This is a genomic window from Pelomonas nitida (genome assembly GCF_043555975.1).
GTDB classification, from domain to species: Bacteria; Pseudomonadota; Gammaproteobacteria; order Burkholderiales; family Burkholderiaceae_C; genus Pelomonas; species Pelomonas nitida.
In genome coordinates this window covers 91,681-105,072 of record NZ_JBIGIA010000015.1, presented here as the reverse complement: position 1 = coordinate 105,072, position 13,392 = coordinate 91,681, and the positions used below count along the sequence as shown (strand labels likewise).

Here is a 13,392-nt window from a genome sequence, read left to right as displayed (position 1 = left end):
GATCGCCAAGGAAACGCCATGAGCCAAGCCCCCGCCCTGTTCTCGCTGCAGGCCGTCGTCAAGCGCTACCAACGTGGCGACGACGTGGTCTGCATCTTCAACAGCCTCGATCTGGACATCCACAGCGGCGACTTCCTCGCCATGATGGGCCCGTCGGGCTCGGGCAAGAGCACGCTGCTGAACCTGCTGGGCGGCATCGACCGCGCCGACGCCGGCCGCATCCTGTTCCGCGGCCAGGCCATGGACACGCTCACCGAGGCCCAGCTGTCGCAGTGGCGTGCGCGGCATGCCGCGTTCATCTTCCAGCAGTTCAACCTGCTACCCATGCTCAGCGTGGCGCGCAACGTCGAGCTGCCGCTGATGCTGACGGCCATGTCGTCCGCCCAGCGGCGCGAGCGCGTGGCGGCGGCGCTGGAGCTGGTGGGGCTGCCCACGCAGTCGGCGCGTTTGCCGTCGCAGCTGTCCGGCGGCCAGCAGCAGCGCGTGGCGATCGCCCGGGCCATCGTGTCCGACACCGAGGTGATCCTGTGCGACGAGCCCACCGGCAACCTGGACCGCCACACCTCGGACGAGGTGCTGCAGATCCTGGCGCTGCTCAACCGCGAGCTGGGCAAGACCATCGTCATGGTCACCCACGACCCGCAGGCCGCCGCCGTGGCGAGCCGGCGCATGCATCTGGACAAGGGCCAGTTCCTCGCGCTGCCCGACACCGCGGCCAATGCCGCGCGCGTGTCCGCGGAGAGCGCCGCTCTGGTGGCGGCCTGACCCGCAGCGCACGGCGGCGAGCGGTGCACCGGTGAGGTGCCGTTAGGCGCCGCTCAAGAGGGCCTCACGACAACCCGCACCCCTCCGATCCACGGCAAACCCGCGCATCGCGCCGCCACCACGGGTTTGCCTGTCCAGACAATCAGCGACGGGTGCCTGCCGATGCCGGCAACGATGGCTGGATTAATCACGCCTGCATTGGGCGTTTTCCTGCTGGTGGCCTGACGGCCTAATTCGTATCATCCGCCGCATTAGGAGTGACGAGTCACGTCTCGCAGAAGACCGAACGAAGGAACCCAATCCGGGTTCATCGGGCCCACTCCAGGCCAGAGGAGCTGCAGCGATGGATTGGCAAGCAGGTTTGCTCGACGGAATCGCAGCGCAAGACACGCCCGAGGCGTGCTTCTTGCTGATCGCCGACCATGCGGCGGACATCGGCTTCGAGTTCTGCACCCACGGCATGCGCCTGCCCGTGCCCATCACGCGGCCACGCACGACGATGCACAGCAACTATCCGTCCGCATGGTTGCAGCGTTACCACGAGCAGGGCTACATGGACACCGACCCGACCGTGGCACACGGCATGCGTTCATCGTCCCCACTGGTCTGGAGCGATGCCTTCTTTGCCAACACACCGCAGATGTGGGCCGAGGCGCAGAGCCACGGCCTGCGTCACGGCTGGGCGCAGTCACGGCGCGATGCCGAAGGCACGTACAGCATGCTGATCATGGCCCGCTCCGAAGGGCCGCTGACCGATGCCGAGCTGTCGCGACTGACGCCGCGCATGCAATGGCTGGTTCACGCCGGGCACGAGGCGATGAAGGCCAGCGGGCAGGACCCGGCGCGTGAGCAAGGGGCGGTCGAGCTCAGCGACCGTGAGATCGACGTGCTGCGCTGGACGGCCGAGGGCAAGACCTCGGCCGAGGTGGCAGACATCCTGAACATCTCCGAGCGCACCATCAACTTCCACATCAACAGCGTGGTCGCCAAGCTGGGCGCCTGCAACAAGACCAGCGCCGCGGTTCGCGCGGCCATGCTCGGGCTGCTTTGGTGACTCAGCGGGCTTGCGCCCGCGAGCAGCACGCCCGTCAGCCAGCCACCTGACGCGCCGGCTGGTGGCCCTGCAGCTCAGTGGCGTGAGTCCGGCGGCATCGTCAACACCAGGTCCAGGCTCTCGGCGATCACCCGCTCCCAGCTGGCGCGCGTCATCAACCGCGCCACACACAGCCGCGTGCATTCCACGCCCAGGTCTTCACCTTGGGCGTCCACCACGCGCAGGTTGGTGCGCAAGCTGCTCCACTGCGCCTGCAGGCGTTGCGTGCCGGGGTCGTACACCCAGTCCCAGCTGAAGCTGAGCGCCGGCTTGCGGTTGGCACTGGCCCATTCCGTGTAGCCGCACACGGTGCCGGCCTTGGCCTCGGGATTGAGCGGATCGCTGTCCAGCTCCGAGTACAGGTGGACCTGCTGCAGTTCGAGCAGGTCTTCAGTGCGGAGGCGGATCAGCGGGTCAAACATCGTGGAGGGCATTGGAGCGAGCATGGCTGTCACCGACGGGTTGTCGGCCGGAGCACTCGCCGCGCAGCATAGCGGTGCGCGTGAGCCTGTCGCAGGCGGCTCGGGCCGAACGTGAAGGGGATGGGCTCAGTGCAAGGTGGTGCTGGGGGCGTTGTCGGGCATCTGTGGCGGCGCGTCGGCCGGGGCGTTCACCGCACGCAGCTGTTCATAAGCCAGCGCCTGCAGTTCCTGCAGAACATGCAGCCCTTCGCCGCGCGCCGCGCGCACCGGCGCTTCTTCGGCCAGCGCGGCTGCCTCGATGCGGGCCAGCGCGGCGATGGAGGCTTCGCTCACGGCAATCACGAAGGCGATCACCGGCTTGCCGCCCACCATTTCGGGCGGGCCCAGACGCTGGCATTCGACGCCGGCGCGCTGCAGCAGGCGCTCGACCGGCGGCGTCGACACGGCCAACAGGTGCGTCACGCCGCGCTTGGCGCAAAACCGCAGCGCCTGCAGCAGCACGCGCTCGGCCATGTAGTCGGGCGCCTGGGACGCCTCGGCCCCCTTCGCCGGCATCGCCGCAAAGCGCGAGAGTTCCCAGATCTGCGGGCTGCGCGGTGTCGGCAGGCCATTGAGCAGGCCGGGGAACACCTCCTCGAGCAGATAAGGGCCGGTGGTGGGCAGCAAGCGGCCACAGCCGACGATGCTGCCGTCCAGCCGGCGCGCCACGACGTGCACGGTTTCCTCGTGATCGAACTGGTCCTGCTCGTAGCCCGGCTGCGAAGGCAGTTCCCAACCCAGGCGCTGGACGAACACTTCGTAGCGGTAAGCGGCGAGCGAGTCGTACAGGGCCTGCGGAATTTCAGCGGCGGGTGCACAGACGAAATTCATGGGGTGACTCCGTGGGTCAGCGCGGTTTGCGTGGAACGAATGTTTGCGCAGCCCCGCCTATGGCCCAACTGTCAAAAGCTGCAATCACCCCCGCCCGGCCGCGCGACCTGTCAACTCCTGCAACCGGCTTGCGGCCTGTCAGATCTCGCAGTAGCTGCGTGCCCATGGCGTTCCTAGACTGCCTCGTAGACGGGCATGGGGCCCGCCCCTCGGAGTGACCACATGGACTTCTCTTCTTCCTCACCCGTCGTCGCCGCAGCGCTGCTGAGTCTCGCCGGCCTGGCACACGGCGCGGACACCAGCGCCGAGTTCGTCGTCATGGGCGCCAACAGCAGCCAGGGCACGATGCGCGCCATGCTCTGCACCGAGAAGGAACGCTTCCCCAACGGCTGTCGGCTGTCGGCCCGGGCACCCGCACGCGTGGAAGGCAGCCGCCTCGTCTTCGCCAACCTGCCGCCGGGCCGCTATGCGTTTTCCGTGGTGCACGACGAAGACGACTCGGGCCGTCTGGGCATCTCGCGCATCAGCGGCAAGCCCAAGGGCATCGGCTTCAGCAACAACGTCACCGGCCCGGGCGGCGTGCCCAGCTTCAACCTGGCCGCGGTCGACGTGAAGAACGCGGCGTTCAAGCAGGAGGTGAAGCTGCGCTCGTTCGGCTTCGCCCGCTGACATCGCCTCGCGCCCCGACGCGACGCCCGCAAAAACAAAAACCCCCAGGTCGCGAGGGAACTGGGGGTTCAGGCGTTGTCTGGACCGCGAGGTTCAGAAAACTGGTGCCGGCTATCGGATTCGAACTGATGACCTACCGCTTACAAGGCGGTTGCTCTACCAACTGAGCTAAGCCGGCGAATTTGAGGGCGTGATTCTAGACCCTTACTTGACCCGTTTCAGCGAAGGTCGCGATCCGCCGCTCGGAGATTCGGGTGGCGGCGGTGCATCGTCGCCGTCCGGCTCGCTCGCCTCGCTGGCCAGCCGCAGGCCGCTGCGGCGCGGCTCGGCGGGCGTGGGCACCGGCGGTGCGGCGCCCTCGGGCAGCGGCTCGGGCGCTGGAAAGGCCATGCCCTGACCGTTCTCGCGCGCGTAGATCGCCACGACATGGTCCACCGGCACGATGATTTCGCGCGACACACCACCGAAGCGGGCCTTGAACTGGATGAACTCGTTGCCGAGGTCCAGCCCGCTGGTCGCATCGAAGCCGATGTTCAGCACGATCTCGTTATTGGACACGTACTCCATCGGCACCTGCACCGAGCGGTCGACGTGGACCGCGATGTAGGGCGTGAAGCCGTTGTCCGTGCACCAGTCGTGCAGGGCGCGGATCAGGTACGGCCGGGTGGACGTGCCGTTGCCCGAACCGGAGGCGGGGGTCTGCTCCATCAGCGGCGCATCACCTTTTCCGAGGGCGTCAGCGCCTCGATGTAGGCCGGGCGGCTGAAGATGCGCTCGGCGTACTTCAGCAGCGGCAGCGCGTTCTTCGACATGTCGATGCCGTAGTAGTCCAGGCGCCACAGCAGCGGCGCGATGGCCACGTCGAGCATCGAGAAGTCGTCGCCCAGCATGTACTTGTTCTTCAGGAAGATCGGCGCGAGCTGCGTGAGGCGGTCGCGGATTTGAGCGCGCGCCTTTTCGAGCTGCTTGTCGGTCGCCTTCACGGTGGTGCCGCGGCCTTCGAGGATGTTCACGTGGGCGAACAGCTCCTTCTCGAAGTTCAGCAGGAACAGGCGCACGCGGGCGCGGGCGACCGGGTCGCCGGGCATCAGCTGCGGGTGCGGGAAGCGCTCGTCGATGTACTCGTTGATGATGTGCGATTCGTACAGGATGAGGTCGCGCTCGACGAGGATGGGCACCTCGTTGTACGGGTTCATCAATGCGATGTCTTCGGGCTTCGCGAACAGGTCAACGTCACGGATTTCGAAGTCCATGCCTTTCTCGAACAGCACGAAACGGCAGCGGTGCGAGTAAGGATCGGTGGTTCCAGAGTAGAGGACCATCATGGCTTGGGCTCCCGAGGGGTCAGTCAATCAAAGGCGCGGCGGTGACCGCGCCGAAAAAGCAAACGCAGTGGGTGGCCGTAGCGCGCCCCACTGCGTGGTTCGGCGCCGCCGCGAGGCGACACCGGAACGAACAGGCTTACTTCACGTCCTTCCAGAAGGAGGCGTTCAGCCGCCAGGCGAACAAGGTCAGGATGCTGAGGAAGATCAGCACGATGACGCCGAGCTGGAAGCGGCGGCCCTGTGCGGGTTCACCCATCCATTGCAGGTAGGCGACCAGGTCGGCCACGGCTTCGTCGTACTGGCGCTCGGTCAGTGTGCCGGGCGTCAGTTGCTGGTAGCCGGCGAAGACGTGCGTCTTCTTGTCGTGATCGTGCGGGTCGGCGACTTCGTCGAACTTGGCGGTGCGCTGCCCCTGCAGTTCCCACAGCACGTGCGGCATCGCGACGCTGGGGAAGGCCAGGTTGTTCCAGCCCGTCGCCTTGGTGTCGTCGCGGTAGAAGTTCCGCATGTAGGTGTAGAGGTAGTCCGCGCCGGAGCCCTTGGCGCCGTCGGCACGCGAGCGCGCGATGACAGACAGGTCGGGCGGGTTGGCGCCGAAGAAGGCCTTGGCTTCCTTCGGGTCCAGGCTGACCTTCATCGTGTCGCCGACCTTGTCGGCGGCGAACAGCAGGTTGTTCTTGATGTCGGCCTCGGTCAGGCCGATGTCGCGCAGGCGGTTGTAGCGCATGAACGCCGCAGCGTGGCAGTTCAGGCAGTAGTTGACGAACAACTTCGCGCCGTGCTGCAGCGAAGCCATGTCGGCCAACTTGTCCTTGGGGAACTTGTCCCATTCCATGCCGCCGCTGGAGGCATGTGCGCCGCCGACGAATCCCAGGGCGGTCAGCAGGATGGCGATGAGCTTTTTCATGGGTGTTCTTGCTCCGCAGCTCAGTGGGCGTGGAAGGTCACGCGGTCGGGCACCGGCTTGGGCGTGCCCAGGCGGCTCCACCAGGGCATCAACAGGAAGAAGCCGAAGTAGAACAGCGTGCCGACCTGCGACACCAGCGTGCCGCCGGCGCTCGGCGGCTGCACGCCCAGGTAGCCGAGGATCAGGAAGAACACGACGAACACCACGTAGACGTAGAGGTGCCAGTCGGGGCGGTAGCGGATGGACTTGACCGGGCTGTCGTCCAGCCAGGGCAGGAAGGCCATGATCAGCACCGAGCCGCCCATGACAACGACGCCCCAGAACTTGGCGTCCAGGCCATGCAGGACGGTGGGCACCTTGACGCCCATCCAGCCCAGCACGACGCCATGCACGTCGAACAGGAAGCACAGTGCGGCCAGCAGGCCCCAGTAGCCCACCTTGACCGACGCCGGCAGCGTGGGCGAGCGGCGCACCGTCACGACACCCACCACGCCCAGGAAGGCCCACAGGAAGGGCATGAAGTCCGACGTCGTGGCACGCAGCATCGAGTAGAACGGCGTGAAGTACCAGACCGGCGCGATGTGCGGGGGCGTCTTCAGCGGGTCGGCCGGGATGAAGTTGTTGTACTCCAGGAAGTAGCCGCCGAACTCGGGTGCGAAGAAGATGATGGCGGTGAACACCATCAGGAACAGGCAGACGCCGTAGATGTCGTGCACCGTGTAGAACGGGTGGAAGGGCACGCCGTCCAGCGGCTTGCCGTTGGCGTCCTTGGGGCCCTTCTTGATCTCGACGCCGTCGGGGTTGTTGGAGCCGACGTCATGCAGCGCCAGCAGGTGGGCCACCACCAGGCCCAGCAGCACCAGCGGCACGGCGATGACGTGGAAGCTGAAGAAGCGGTTCAGCGTCGCATCGCCGACGACGAAGTCGCCGCGGATCAGCGTCGACAGTTCGTCACCGACCAGCGGGATGGCCGCGAACAGGTTGATGATGACCTGCGCGCCCCAGTAGGACATCTGGCCCCAGGGCAGCAGATAGCCCATGAAGGCCTCGGCCATCAGGCACAGGAAGATCGCGCATCCGAAGATCCAGACCAGCTCGCGCGGCTTGCGGTAGCTGCCGTAGATCAGCCCGCGGAACATGTGCAGGTACACGACGATGAAGAAGGCCGAAGCGCCCGTGCTGTGCATGTAGCGGATCAGCCAGCCCCAGGGCACGTCGCGCATGATGTACTCGACGGAGGCGAACGCCAGCGCGGCGTCCGGCTTGTAGTGCATCACGAGGAAGATGCCGGTGACGATCTGGATCACCAGCACCAGCAGCGCCAGCGAGCCGAAGATGTACCACCAGTTGAAGTTCTTCGGCGCGTAGTACTCCGACATGTGGACCTTGTAGGCGTCGAACGCGGTCGGGAACCGGTTCTCCAGCCAGGTCATGGTCTTCACGCCCACCGAGGCGCCTGCGGGAGCTTCCTTGAATTCAGCCATGTGTCTTCCCGTTTGCTCTAGTTAGGCCTTCTTGGCCTCGCCGATCAGCAGCTTGGCGTCGGAGAGGTACATGTGGGGAGGCACTTCGAGGTTGTCCGGCGCCGGCTTGTTCTTGAAGACGCGGCCGGCCATGTCGAACGTCGAGCCGTGGCAGGGGCACAGGAAGCCGCCGTTCCAGTCGTCCGGCAGGGAAGGTTGCGGGCCGGCGGTGAACTTCTCGCTGGGCGAGCAGCCCAGATGCGAGCAGATACCGACGACGACGAGGTACTCGGGCTTGATCGAGCGGGTTTCCTTGCTGACGTACTCCGGCAGCGGGAAGGCCTTGCGCTCGGAGGTCGGATCGGCCAGCTGGCCATCGTTCTTCTTGAGGGCCTCGACCTGCTCGGGCGTGCGGCGCACGATCCAGACCGGCTTGCCGCGCCACTCGACCGTCAGCTTCTCGCCGGGCTTGATGCCCGAGATGTCGACCTCGACCGGCGCGCCTGCGGCCTTCGCTCGCTCACTCGGCGCGAAGGTGCTGACAAAGGGCACGGCGGTAGCAACGCCGCCCACGGCACCTGCGCAACCGGTTGCGATCAACCAGGTCCGCTTGCCTTGGTCCACTTGCTGGTCACTCATGAGGGTCCTCTAAAGAGACTTCTGATCAGGGGCAGCCGAGGATTCTAGCGGACACAAATTCGGGCCCCAGGCCTGCGACACTGCCTCCCGGGCGCAGGTTTACCCGCTTTCTGGCCGCGCAAACTTGCCGCCAAGATTGCCTTGATCCACATCAAATCCACGTCAGGAGCGTGCATGAGTTTCTTCTCCGAATTCAAGGAATTCGCCGTCAAAGGCAACGTCATCGACCTCGCGGTCGGCGTGATCATCGGCGGCGCTTTCGGCAAGATCGTCGACTCGCTGGTGGGCGACGTCATCATGCCGGTGGTCAGCAAGATCTTCGGCGGGCTCGACTTCAGCAACTACTTCATCCCGCTGTCAGGGCAGACGGCCACGACGCTGGTGGAAGCCAAGAAGGAAGGCGCCGTGCTGGCCTACGGCAGCTTCTTCACCGTCTCGCTGAACTTCATCATCCTGGCCTTCGTGATCTTCCTGATGATCAAGCAGATCAACCGCCTCAAGCGCGAGCCGGCACCGACGGCGCCCGCAGAACCGCCTCCCACCCCGGAAGATATCCAGCTGCTGCGCGAGATCCGCGATTCGCTCAAACGTTGACTTCGCTCAAATGGCGGTCGTTTTCCCGGCAAACCCGTAAGGAATGGTTACAGCGCCGTTTGTCCCACCCAATTGGCTCGTTGCCGTAAACCCGGCCCCCTCACAAGCGCGATACTTTGGCCGCCTCTGTGCCAACTTCTAGATGAACGCGCCCGAGATTCGCCTGAACCCGCACCTCGAAGCCTCGCTGACACGCCTCCGCCTGGCGGGCGAGCAGGCGGCCGAGCGGTGCGCGGAGGGGCTTGGGCTGTCGGCGCTGGCGGCCGGGCAGATCAAGAAGCGCGATGAGCTGCTCGCGGCACAGTTCGTGTTCCGCCAGCAGCAGGGCGTGTTCTCGCAGCGTTTCCTGCAAAGCCTGCGCAAGCAGGTCTCGGCGGAGCAGTCGGACCCACGCCCTGACAACACTTCCAGCACCAAGAAGGGTTGGGAGGAGCTCTCGCTGATGGATGACGACCAGGTCAACAACCTGGTCGCGGCCGACCGCATCGGGTTGGCCCTCGGCCACCAGAGCGAATGGGAGCTGCGCGAGGTGGAGTCCTATGTCTCCAGCATCCAGTTCGGCGAGCGCAACCCGCTGCGGCCGGAGCTGGTGGCGCAAGCGCTGCTGGATGCGGTGCACAGCATCACCGACGACACCCAGACCCGCCAAACCCTGGTCGACGAGCTGACCCGGGCGCTGGCGCAGGAAATGCGCGCCTGTTATGGCGACATCGCGGAGCTGCTGCGCTCGCGCGGCCTGCGCCCGCAAGACCTGCGCGTGCGCACCGCCCCCGACAGCGATGGCCAGCGCTACGGCGGGGCGGGCGGGAGCGGGGGCGGGAGCGCGCCGACGCAGCCCGGCCACCTGGATTCCGGCCACGGCAACATTTCCAGCCGTGGCGGGCCTTACGGTGGCTCTTACGGCGGCCCCCAAGGCGGCTCGGGCCATGGTTCCTCCGGGTTTGGCGGCCGCGGCGGCTTCGGGGGCGGCGGCTACGGCGGCCGTGGCGGGCTGGGCCGTGTCGACTCCCAGATGATGGACTTGCTGCGCCGCCTGGCGCAGGTCCCCATCACCGTGCACGACGGCTTCGACAGCGGGCATTCCGCCCGCATGGCGCTCGACACGCTGTCCGGCGAGGCCAGCATCTGGGGCCAGATGCCGCCGCCCACCAACGTGATCACGCTGCACCGCGACGAGTTGCGGCAGGCCTCCTCGGGCCGGCTGGATCACATGGTCATCGACGTCGTCAGCAGCCTGTTCGACCAGATCCTGTCCGATCCCAAGGTGCCGCCGCAAATGGCGCGCCTGCTCGCCCGGCTGCAGTTGCCGGTGCTGCGCGTCGCGCTGGGCGACGAGACCTTCTTCTCGTCGCGCCGTCACCCGGTGCGCCAGTTCGTCAACCGGCTGGCTTCGCTGGCCTGCGCGTTCGACGACTTCAGCGACGACCCGGGCCGGGCCTACCTGGCTCACGTGCGCGACCTGGTTCAAGACGTGGCCCAGGGCGATTTCGATCGCATGGACGTCTACACGGTCAAGCTGGACGCCCTCGAGACCTTCATCGCCGAGCAGACCCGCGGCACGCTGAAGGCACTGGGCGGCGATGTCGCCGCCGTCGTCGAGCGCCGCGAGACCGACCTGCGCCTGCAGCAGCGCTATGCGCTGTTGCTGCAGCAGCAGTTGGCCAAGGTGCCCATGCAGGACTTCCTGCGCAGCTTCCTGGCCAGCGTCTGGAGCCAGGCCATCGTGCTGGCGTCGCGCGAGGGCGCGCCGGAGCGGGCGCTGCGGCTGCGCGCACTGGGCCGCAGCCTCGTCATGAGCGTGCAGCCCAAGGGCGGCACCACGGGCCGCGCCGACTTCCTGCGCGAGCTGCCCATCCTGATGCGCACGCTCAACGAGGGGCTGGACCTGATCCGCTGGCCCGAGGCGTCACGCAAGGAGTTCTTCGGCGCGCTGCTGCCGGCCCACGCCGAATCCCTCAAGGGCCAGGCCCCCACGGCGCTCGACACCAACCTGCTGATCAAGCAGCTCGACCAGATCTTCGGCGTCGCCCCTCCCGGCGAAGCCGACCTCGCCAGGCCCGTCGGCGGCGAGACGCTGCCGGCCGACCTGGATGCCAGCCAGCGCCTGACGCCGGCCGAGGCCAAGAGCCTGGGGCTCGTCGAGGAATCCACCGTCGACTGGCATGGCGAGCTGGACCTGGACCTGTCCGGCAACGACGCCATGACGGCCTCGGTGCCGCTGCGCGCCGTGGACATCTCCATCGACGGTTTCCCGGCCGCCGAGAGCGCCGCGGAGCCCAGCGCCGGCGCATCGCTGGTCGACAGCATGCAGCTGGGCTTTGCCTACCAGATGCACACCGGCGACGAGTGGCAGAAGGTGCGCCTGGCTCACATCAGCGGCGGCCGTAGTTTCTTCATCTTCACGCACGGCAGCCGCCACCAGGAAACCGTCACGATGACGGCGCGCATGCTGCGCAAGCTCTGCCAGACCGGCCGCATGCGCGCCTACGAGCATGCCTTCCTGCTGGAGCGCGCCACGGCCCGCGCGCGGGCGCAGCTCGCCGCGCTCGGCACGCCAACGCGCTGAGCCGCGCGCCCTCCCCGTCAGGCCGTCAGGCCGCCAGGCGCCTGGCCATGGCCATCGCGGCGGCCAGGCTGGACGGGTCCGCCACGCCGCGGCCGGCGATGTCGAACGCGGTGCCATGGTCGGGGCTGGTGCGCACGAACGGCAGCCCCAGCGTCACATTCACGCCCTGCTCCACCCCCAGGTACTTCACCGGAATCAGCCCATGGTCGTGCGTCATCGCGACGACGACATCGAACTCGCCGCGGCGCGCGCGCATGAACACGGTGTCGGGCGCGTACGGTCCGGTCGCGTTCCAGCCTTCGGCGCGGGCATCGGCAATGGCCGGCGCGATATGGTGGATTTCCTCGTCACCGAACAACCCACCCTCACCGGCGTGCGGGTTCAGGCCCGCCACGGCGATGCGCGGCGCCGGCACGCCCATGCGCGCCAGCGCCGCGCCGGTGATGCGCACGGTCTCCAGCACCTGCTGGCGCGTGATGCGCTCGATGGCTTCACGCAGCGAGCAGTGGATGGTGACGAGCACCGTGCGCAGCTCCTCGTTGGCCAGCATCATGCGCACCGGCACGCCGCCGGCCAACGCCTGCAGCATCTCGGTGTGGCCCGGGTAGGGCGAACCGGCCGCGTGCAAGGCCTCCTTGTGGATGGGCGCGGTGACCAAGGCCCGCGCATGGCCGGACTGCACGAGCGCCACCGCCGCCTCGATGCAATGCGCCGCTGCCGCGCCGGCCCGGGCATCGACACGGCCCTGCGGCACCGCCGCCAGGTCGGCCGGCAAGCCCTCGGGCGCCCACACCGGCAGGCCGCGCCGGGCCGCGTCGGCCCAGGCCAGCGGCGACGACACGGGCACCACCTCCAGCGCGCCGCCCAGGCACTGCACGGCACGGCGCATCACGTCGACATCCCCCACCACCAGCGCGTCGCGCGGCGCCTCGCGCCGCCACAGTCCGGCGATGGTCTCGGGTCCGATGCCACAGGCATCGCCCATGCTGACGACAAGGGGGGAAGCGGGGGTCATGCCGCATTCTTTCATCACCCGCCCCCTGGGCTGGCAGACTGCGCCCTCCGCCGCCGCCCCGCACATCGCGCCCGCGGCCGCCCCCACGAGGACCACACATGACACACCCCTACCCCATTGGCACGGCCGGCCAGCCCTGGGGCCCGGCAGAAATCGCCAGCTGGCGCGCCGGCATCACCCCGCAGCGTCGCTACGCCGACGACGTGCTGGCCGCCGTCGAGCCGCTGCGCACGCACTTCGCCGTCAGCGAGTACGGCGCGCTCGCGTACGACGGCGAGCAGTTCCCGCTGATCGCCATCCGCAGCCGCGACTGGCGCGACGACCTGCCCACGCTGGTGGTGACGGGCGGCGTGCACGGCTACGAGACCAGCGGCGTGCACGGTGCGCTGGCCTATGTGCGTGACCACGGGCGGGAGACGGCCGGCCGCGCCAACCTGCTGGTCGTGCCCTGCGTGAGCCCCTGGGCCTACGAGCGCATCCAGCGCTGGAACCGCGACGCGCTGGACCCCAACCGCAACTTCCGCGCGGGCAGCCCGGCCGGTGAATCGGCCGCGCTGGTCGCGCTGCTGGCGCCGCTGCATGGCCGCGTGCTGATGCACATCGACCTGCACGAGACGACGGACAGCGACGAAGCGGAATTCCGCCCCGCGCTGGCCGCCCGCGACGGCGTCCCCTTCGAGCCGGACGTCGTGCCCGACGGCTTCTACCTCGTCGACGACGCCGACCACCCGCAGCCCGACTTCCAGCGCGCCGTCATCGACGCCGTCGCCCGGGTCACGCACATCGCGCCGCCCGACGCCAACGGCCACATCATCGGCTGCCCGCTGCAATCGCCCGGCGTCATCAGCTTCGCCGTCGCGAAGAAGGGCTTGTGCGCGGCCATCACGGGGGCTCGTTTTGCGACGACGACCGAGGTCTACCCGGACAGCCCGCGCACGACGCCGCAGCAATGCATCGAAGCCCAGGTTACGGCCGTGCGCGCCTCGATCGCCTATGCGTTGAACGCGCCGCAGGGCTGAGAGCGGCCCCGGATCCTAGGGGGCGAACCACGGCGGCAGCGCGCC

The 13,392-nt window shown here is 67.8% G+C and carries 14 protein-coding genes and 1 tRNA gene; 6 read left to right on the top strand and 9 right to left on the bottom strand.

Features of this window, described 5'->3' with window-relative positions; all coding sequences use genetic code 11:
* Nucleotides 1-18: 18 nt before the first annotated feature.
* Nucleotides 19-765: an ABC transporter ATP-binding protein gene (locus ACG00X_RS18465; protein WP_394490179.1), complete on the top strand. Its 747-nt coding sequence runs from the start codon at nt 19-21 to the stop codon at nt 763-765.
* 343 nt (nt 766-1,108) lie between these two features.
* Nucleotides 1,109-1,819: an autoinducer binding domain-containing protein gene (locus ACG00X_RS18460; RefSeq protein WP_394490177.1), complete on the top strand. Its 711-nt coding sequence runs from the start codon at nt 1,109-1,111 to the stop codon at nt 1,817-1,819.
* 74 nt (nt 1,820-1,893) lie between these two features.
* On the opposite strand, the gene ACG00X_RS18455 is transcribed toward ACG00X_RS18460, so the two are convergent.
* Nucleotides 1,894-2,280, bottom strand: a complete 387-nt coding sequence (locus tag ACG00X_RS18455) for a DUF4902 domain-containing protein (protein ID WP_394490175.1) — start codon at nt 2,278-2,280, stop codon at nt 1,894-1,896.
* Between the two features lie 126 nt (nt 2,281-2,406).
* Nucleotides 2,407-3,150, bottom strand: coding sequence for an acyl-homoserine-lactone synthase (locus tag ACG00X_RS18450; protein WP_394490173.1), 744 nt, complete (start codon nt 3,148-3,150; stop codon nt 2,407-2,409).
* 222 nt (nt 3,151-3,372) lie between these two features.
* Between ACG00X_RS18450 and ACG00X_RS18445 the strand changes: the two genes are divergently transcribed.
* The gene (locus ACG00X_RS18445) at nt 3,373-3,819 is read left to right on the top strand and encodes a DUF2141 domain-containing protein (RefSeq protein WP_394490171.1); all 447 of its coding nucleotides are present in this window, start codon (nt 3,373-3,375) and stop codon (nt 3,817-3,819) included.
* A gap of 102 nt (nt 3,820-3,921) precedes the next feature.
* Here the strand turns inward: ACG00X_RS18445 and ACG00X_RS18440 are convergent.
* The 6 genes from ACG00X_RS18440 to petA all read right to left on the bottom strand — a co-directional run bounded on the left by ACG00X_RS18440 (nt 3,922) and on the right by petA (nt 8,153).
* Nucleotides 3,922-3,997 (bottom strand) — tRNA-Thr (locus ACG00X_RS18440).
* 26 nt (nt 3,998-4,023) lie between these two features.
* Complete coding sequence (locus ACG00X_RS18435; protein WP_394490169.1) at nt 4,024-4,527, bottom strand: ClpXP protease specificity-enhancing factor; 504 nt, start codon at nt 4,525-4,527, stop codon at nt 4,024-4,026.
* Nucleotides 4,527-5,144 (bottom strand): glutathione S-transferase N-terminal domain-containing protein, encoded by a 618-nt coding sequence (locus tag ACG00X_RS18430; protein ID WP_394490167.1) that lies wholly within the window; start codon nt 5,142-5,144, stop codon nt 4,527-4,529. Before ACG00X_RS18430 ends, ACG00X_RS18435 begins: the two co-directional genes overlap by 1 nt.
* A gap of 136 nt (nt 5,145-5,280) precedes the next feature.
* A complete protein-coding gene (locus ACG00X_RS18425; protein ID WP_394490165.1) occupies nt 5,281-6,051 on the bottom strand; it encodes a cytochrome c1 in 771 nt (256 codons plus the stop codon).
* 20 nt (nt 6,052-6,071) lie between these two features.
* Nucleotides 6,072-7,535: a cytochrome b gene (locus ACG00X_RS18420; protein WP_394490163.1), complete on the bottom strand. Its 1,464-nt coding sequence runs from the start codon at nt 7,533-7,535 to the stop codon at nt 6,072-6,074.
* A gap of 21 nt (nt 7,536-7,556) precedes the next feature.
* Nucleotides 7,557-8,153, bottom strand: coding sequence for a ubiquinol-cytochrome c reductase iron-sulfur subunit (petA, locus tag ACG00X_RS18415; RefSeq protein WP_394490161.1), 597 nt, complete (start codon nt 8,151-8,153; stop codon nt 7,557-7,559).
* Nucleotides 8,154-8,327: 174 nt separating this feature from the next.
* Here petA and mscL point away from each other — a divergent pair, with 174 nt between their 5' ends.
* The gene (gene mscL / locus ACG00X_RS18410) at nt 8,328-8,747 is read left to right on the top strand and encodes a large conductance mechanosensitive channel protein MscL (RefSeq protein WP_394490159.1); all 420 of its coding nucleotides are present in this window, start codon (nt 8,328-8,330) and stop codon (nt 8,745-8,747) included.
* Nucleotides 8,748-8,889: 142 nt separating this feature from the next.
* Complete coding sequence (locus tag ACG00X_RS18405; RefSeq protein WP_394490157.1) at nt 8,890-11,313, top strand: DUF1631 family protein; 2,424 nt, start codon at nt 8,890-8,892, stop codon at nt 11,311-11,313.
* A gap of 25 nt (nt 11,314-11,338) precedes the next feature.
* Here the strand turns inward: ACG00X_RS18405 and pdxA are convergent, their stop codons facing one another.
* On the bottom strand, nt 11,339-12,328 hold the full coding sequence (gene pdxA, locus ACG00X_RS18400; RefSeq protein WP_394490155.1) for a 4-hydroxythreonine-4-phosphate dehydrogenase PdxA: 990 nt from the start codon (nt 12,326-12,328) through the stop codon (nt 11,339-11,341).
* Nucleotides 12,329-12,426: 98 nt separating this feature from the next.
* On the opposite strand from pdxA, the gene ACG00X_RS18395 reads away from it, so the two are divergent.
* Nucleotides 12,427-13,347 carry a M14 family metallopeptidase gene (locus tag ACG00X_RS18395; RefSeq protein WP_394490153.1) on the top strand — a complete coding sequence of 307 codons (921 nt, stop codon included), beginning with the start codon at nt 12,427-12,429 and terminating at the stop codon, nt 13,345-13,347.
* Nucleotides 13,348-13,392: the final 45 nt, after the last annotated feature.

Coding starts and splice junctions, on each gene's coding strand:
- pdxA (WP_394490155.1), bottom strand. CDS start 12,328: ATGACCCCCGCTTCCCCCCTTGTCGTCAGCATGGGCGATGCCTGTGGC.
- ACG00X_RS18405 (WP_394490157.1), top strand. CDS start 8,890: ATGAACGCGCCCGAGATTCGCCTGAACCCGCACCTCGAAGCCTCGCTG.
- ACG00X_RS18455 (WP_394490175.1), bottom strand. CDS start 2,280: ATGTTTGACCCGCTGATCCGCCTCCGCACTGAAGACCTGCTCGAACTG.
- ACG00X_RS18445 (WP_394490171.1), top strand. CDS start 3,373: ATGGACTTCTCTTCTTCCTCACCCGTCGTCGCCGCAGCGCTGCTGAGT.
- petA (WP_394490161.1), bottom strand. CDS start 8,153: ATGAGTGACCAGCAAGTGGACCAAGGCAAGCGGACCTGGTTGATCGCA.
- mscL (WP_394490159.1), top strand. CDS start 8,328: ATGAGTTTCTTCTCCGAATTCAAGGAATTCGCCGTCAAAGGCAACGTC.
- ACG00X_RS18430 (WP_394490167.1), bottom strand. CDS start 5,144: ATGATGGTCCTCTACTCTGGAACCACCGATCCTTACTCGCACCGCTGC.
- ACG00X_RS18435 (WP_394490169.1), bottom strand. CDS start 4,527: ATGGAGCAGACCCCCGCCTCCGGTTCGGGCAACGGCACGTCCACCCGG.
- ACG00X_RS18465 (WP_394490179.1), top strand. CDS start 19: ATGAGCCAAGCCCCCGCCCTGTTCTCGCTGCAGGCCGTCGTCAAGCGC.
- ACG00X_RS18420 (WP_394490163.1), bottom strand. CDS start 7,535: ATGGCTGAATTCAAGGAAGCTCCCGCAGGCGCCTCGGTGGGCGTGAAG.
- ACG00X_RS18460 (WP_394490177.1), top strand. CDS start 1,109: ATGGATTGGCAAGCAGGTTTGCTCGACGGAATCGCAGCGCAAGACACG.
- ACG00X_RS18395 (WP_394490153.1), top strand. CDS start 12,427: ATGACACACCCCTACCCCATTGGCACGGCCGGCCAGCCCTGGGGCCCG.
- ACG00X_RS18425 (WP_394490165.1), bottom strand. CDS start 6,051: ATGAAAAAGCTCATCGCCATCCTGCTGACCGCCCTGGGATTCGTCGGC.
- ACG00X_RS18450 (WP_394490173.1), bottom strand. CDS start 3,150: ATGAATTTCGTCTGTGCACCCGCCGCTGAAATTCCGCAGGCCCTGTAC.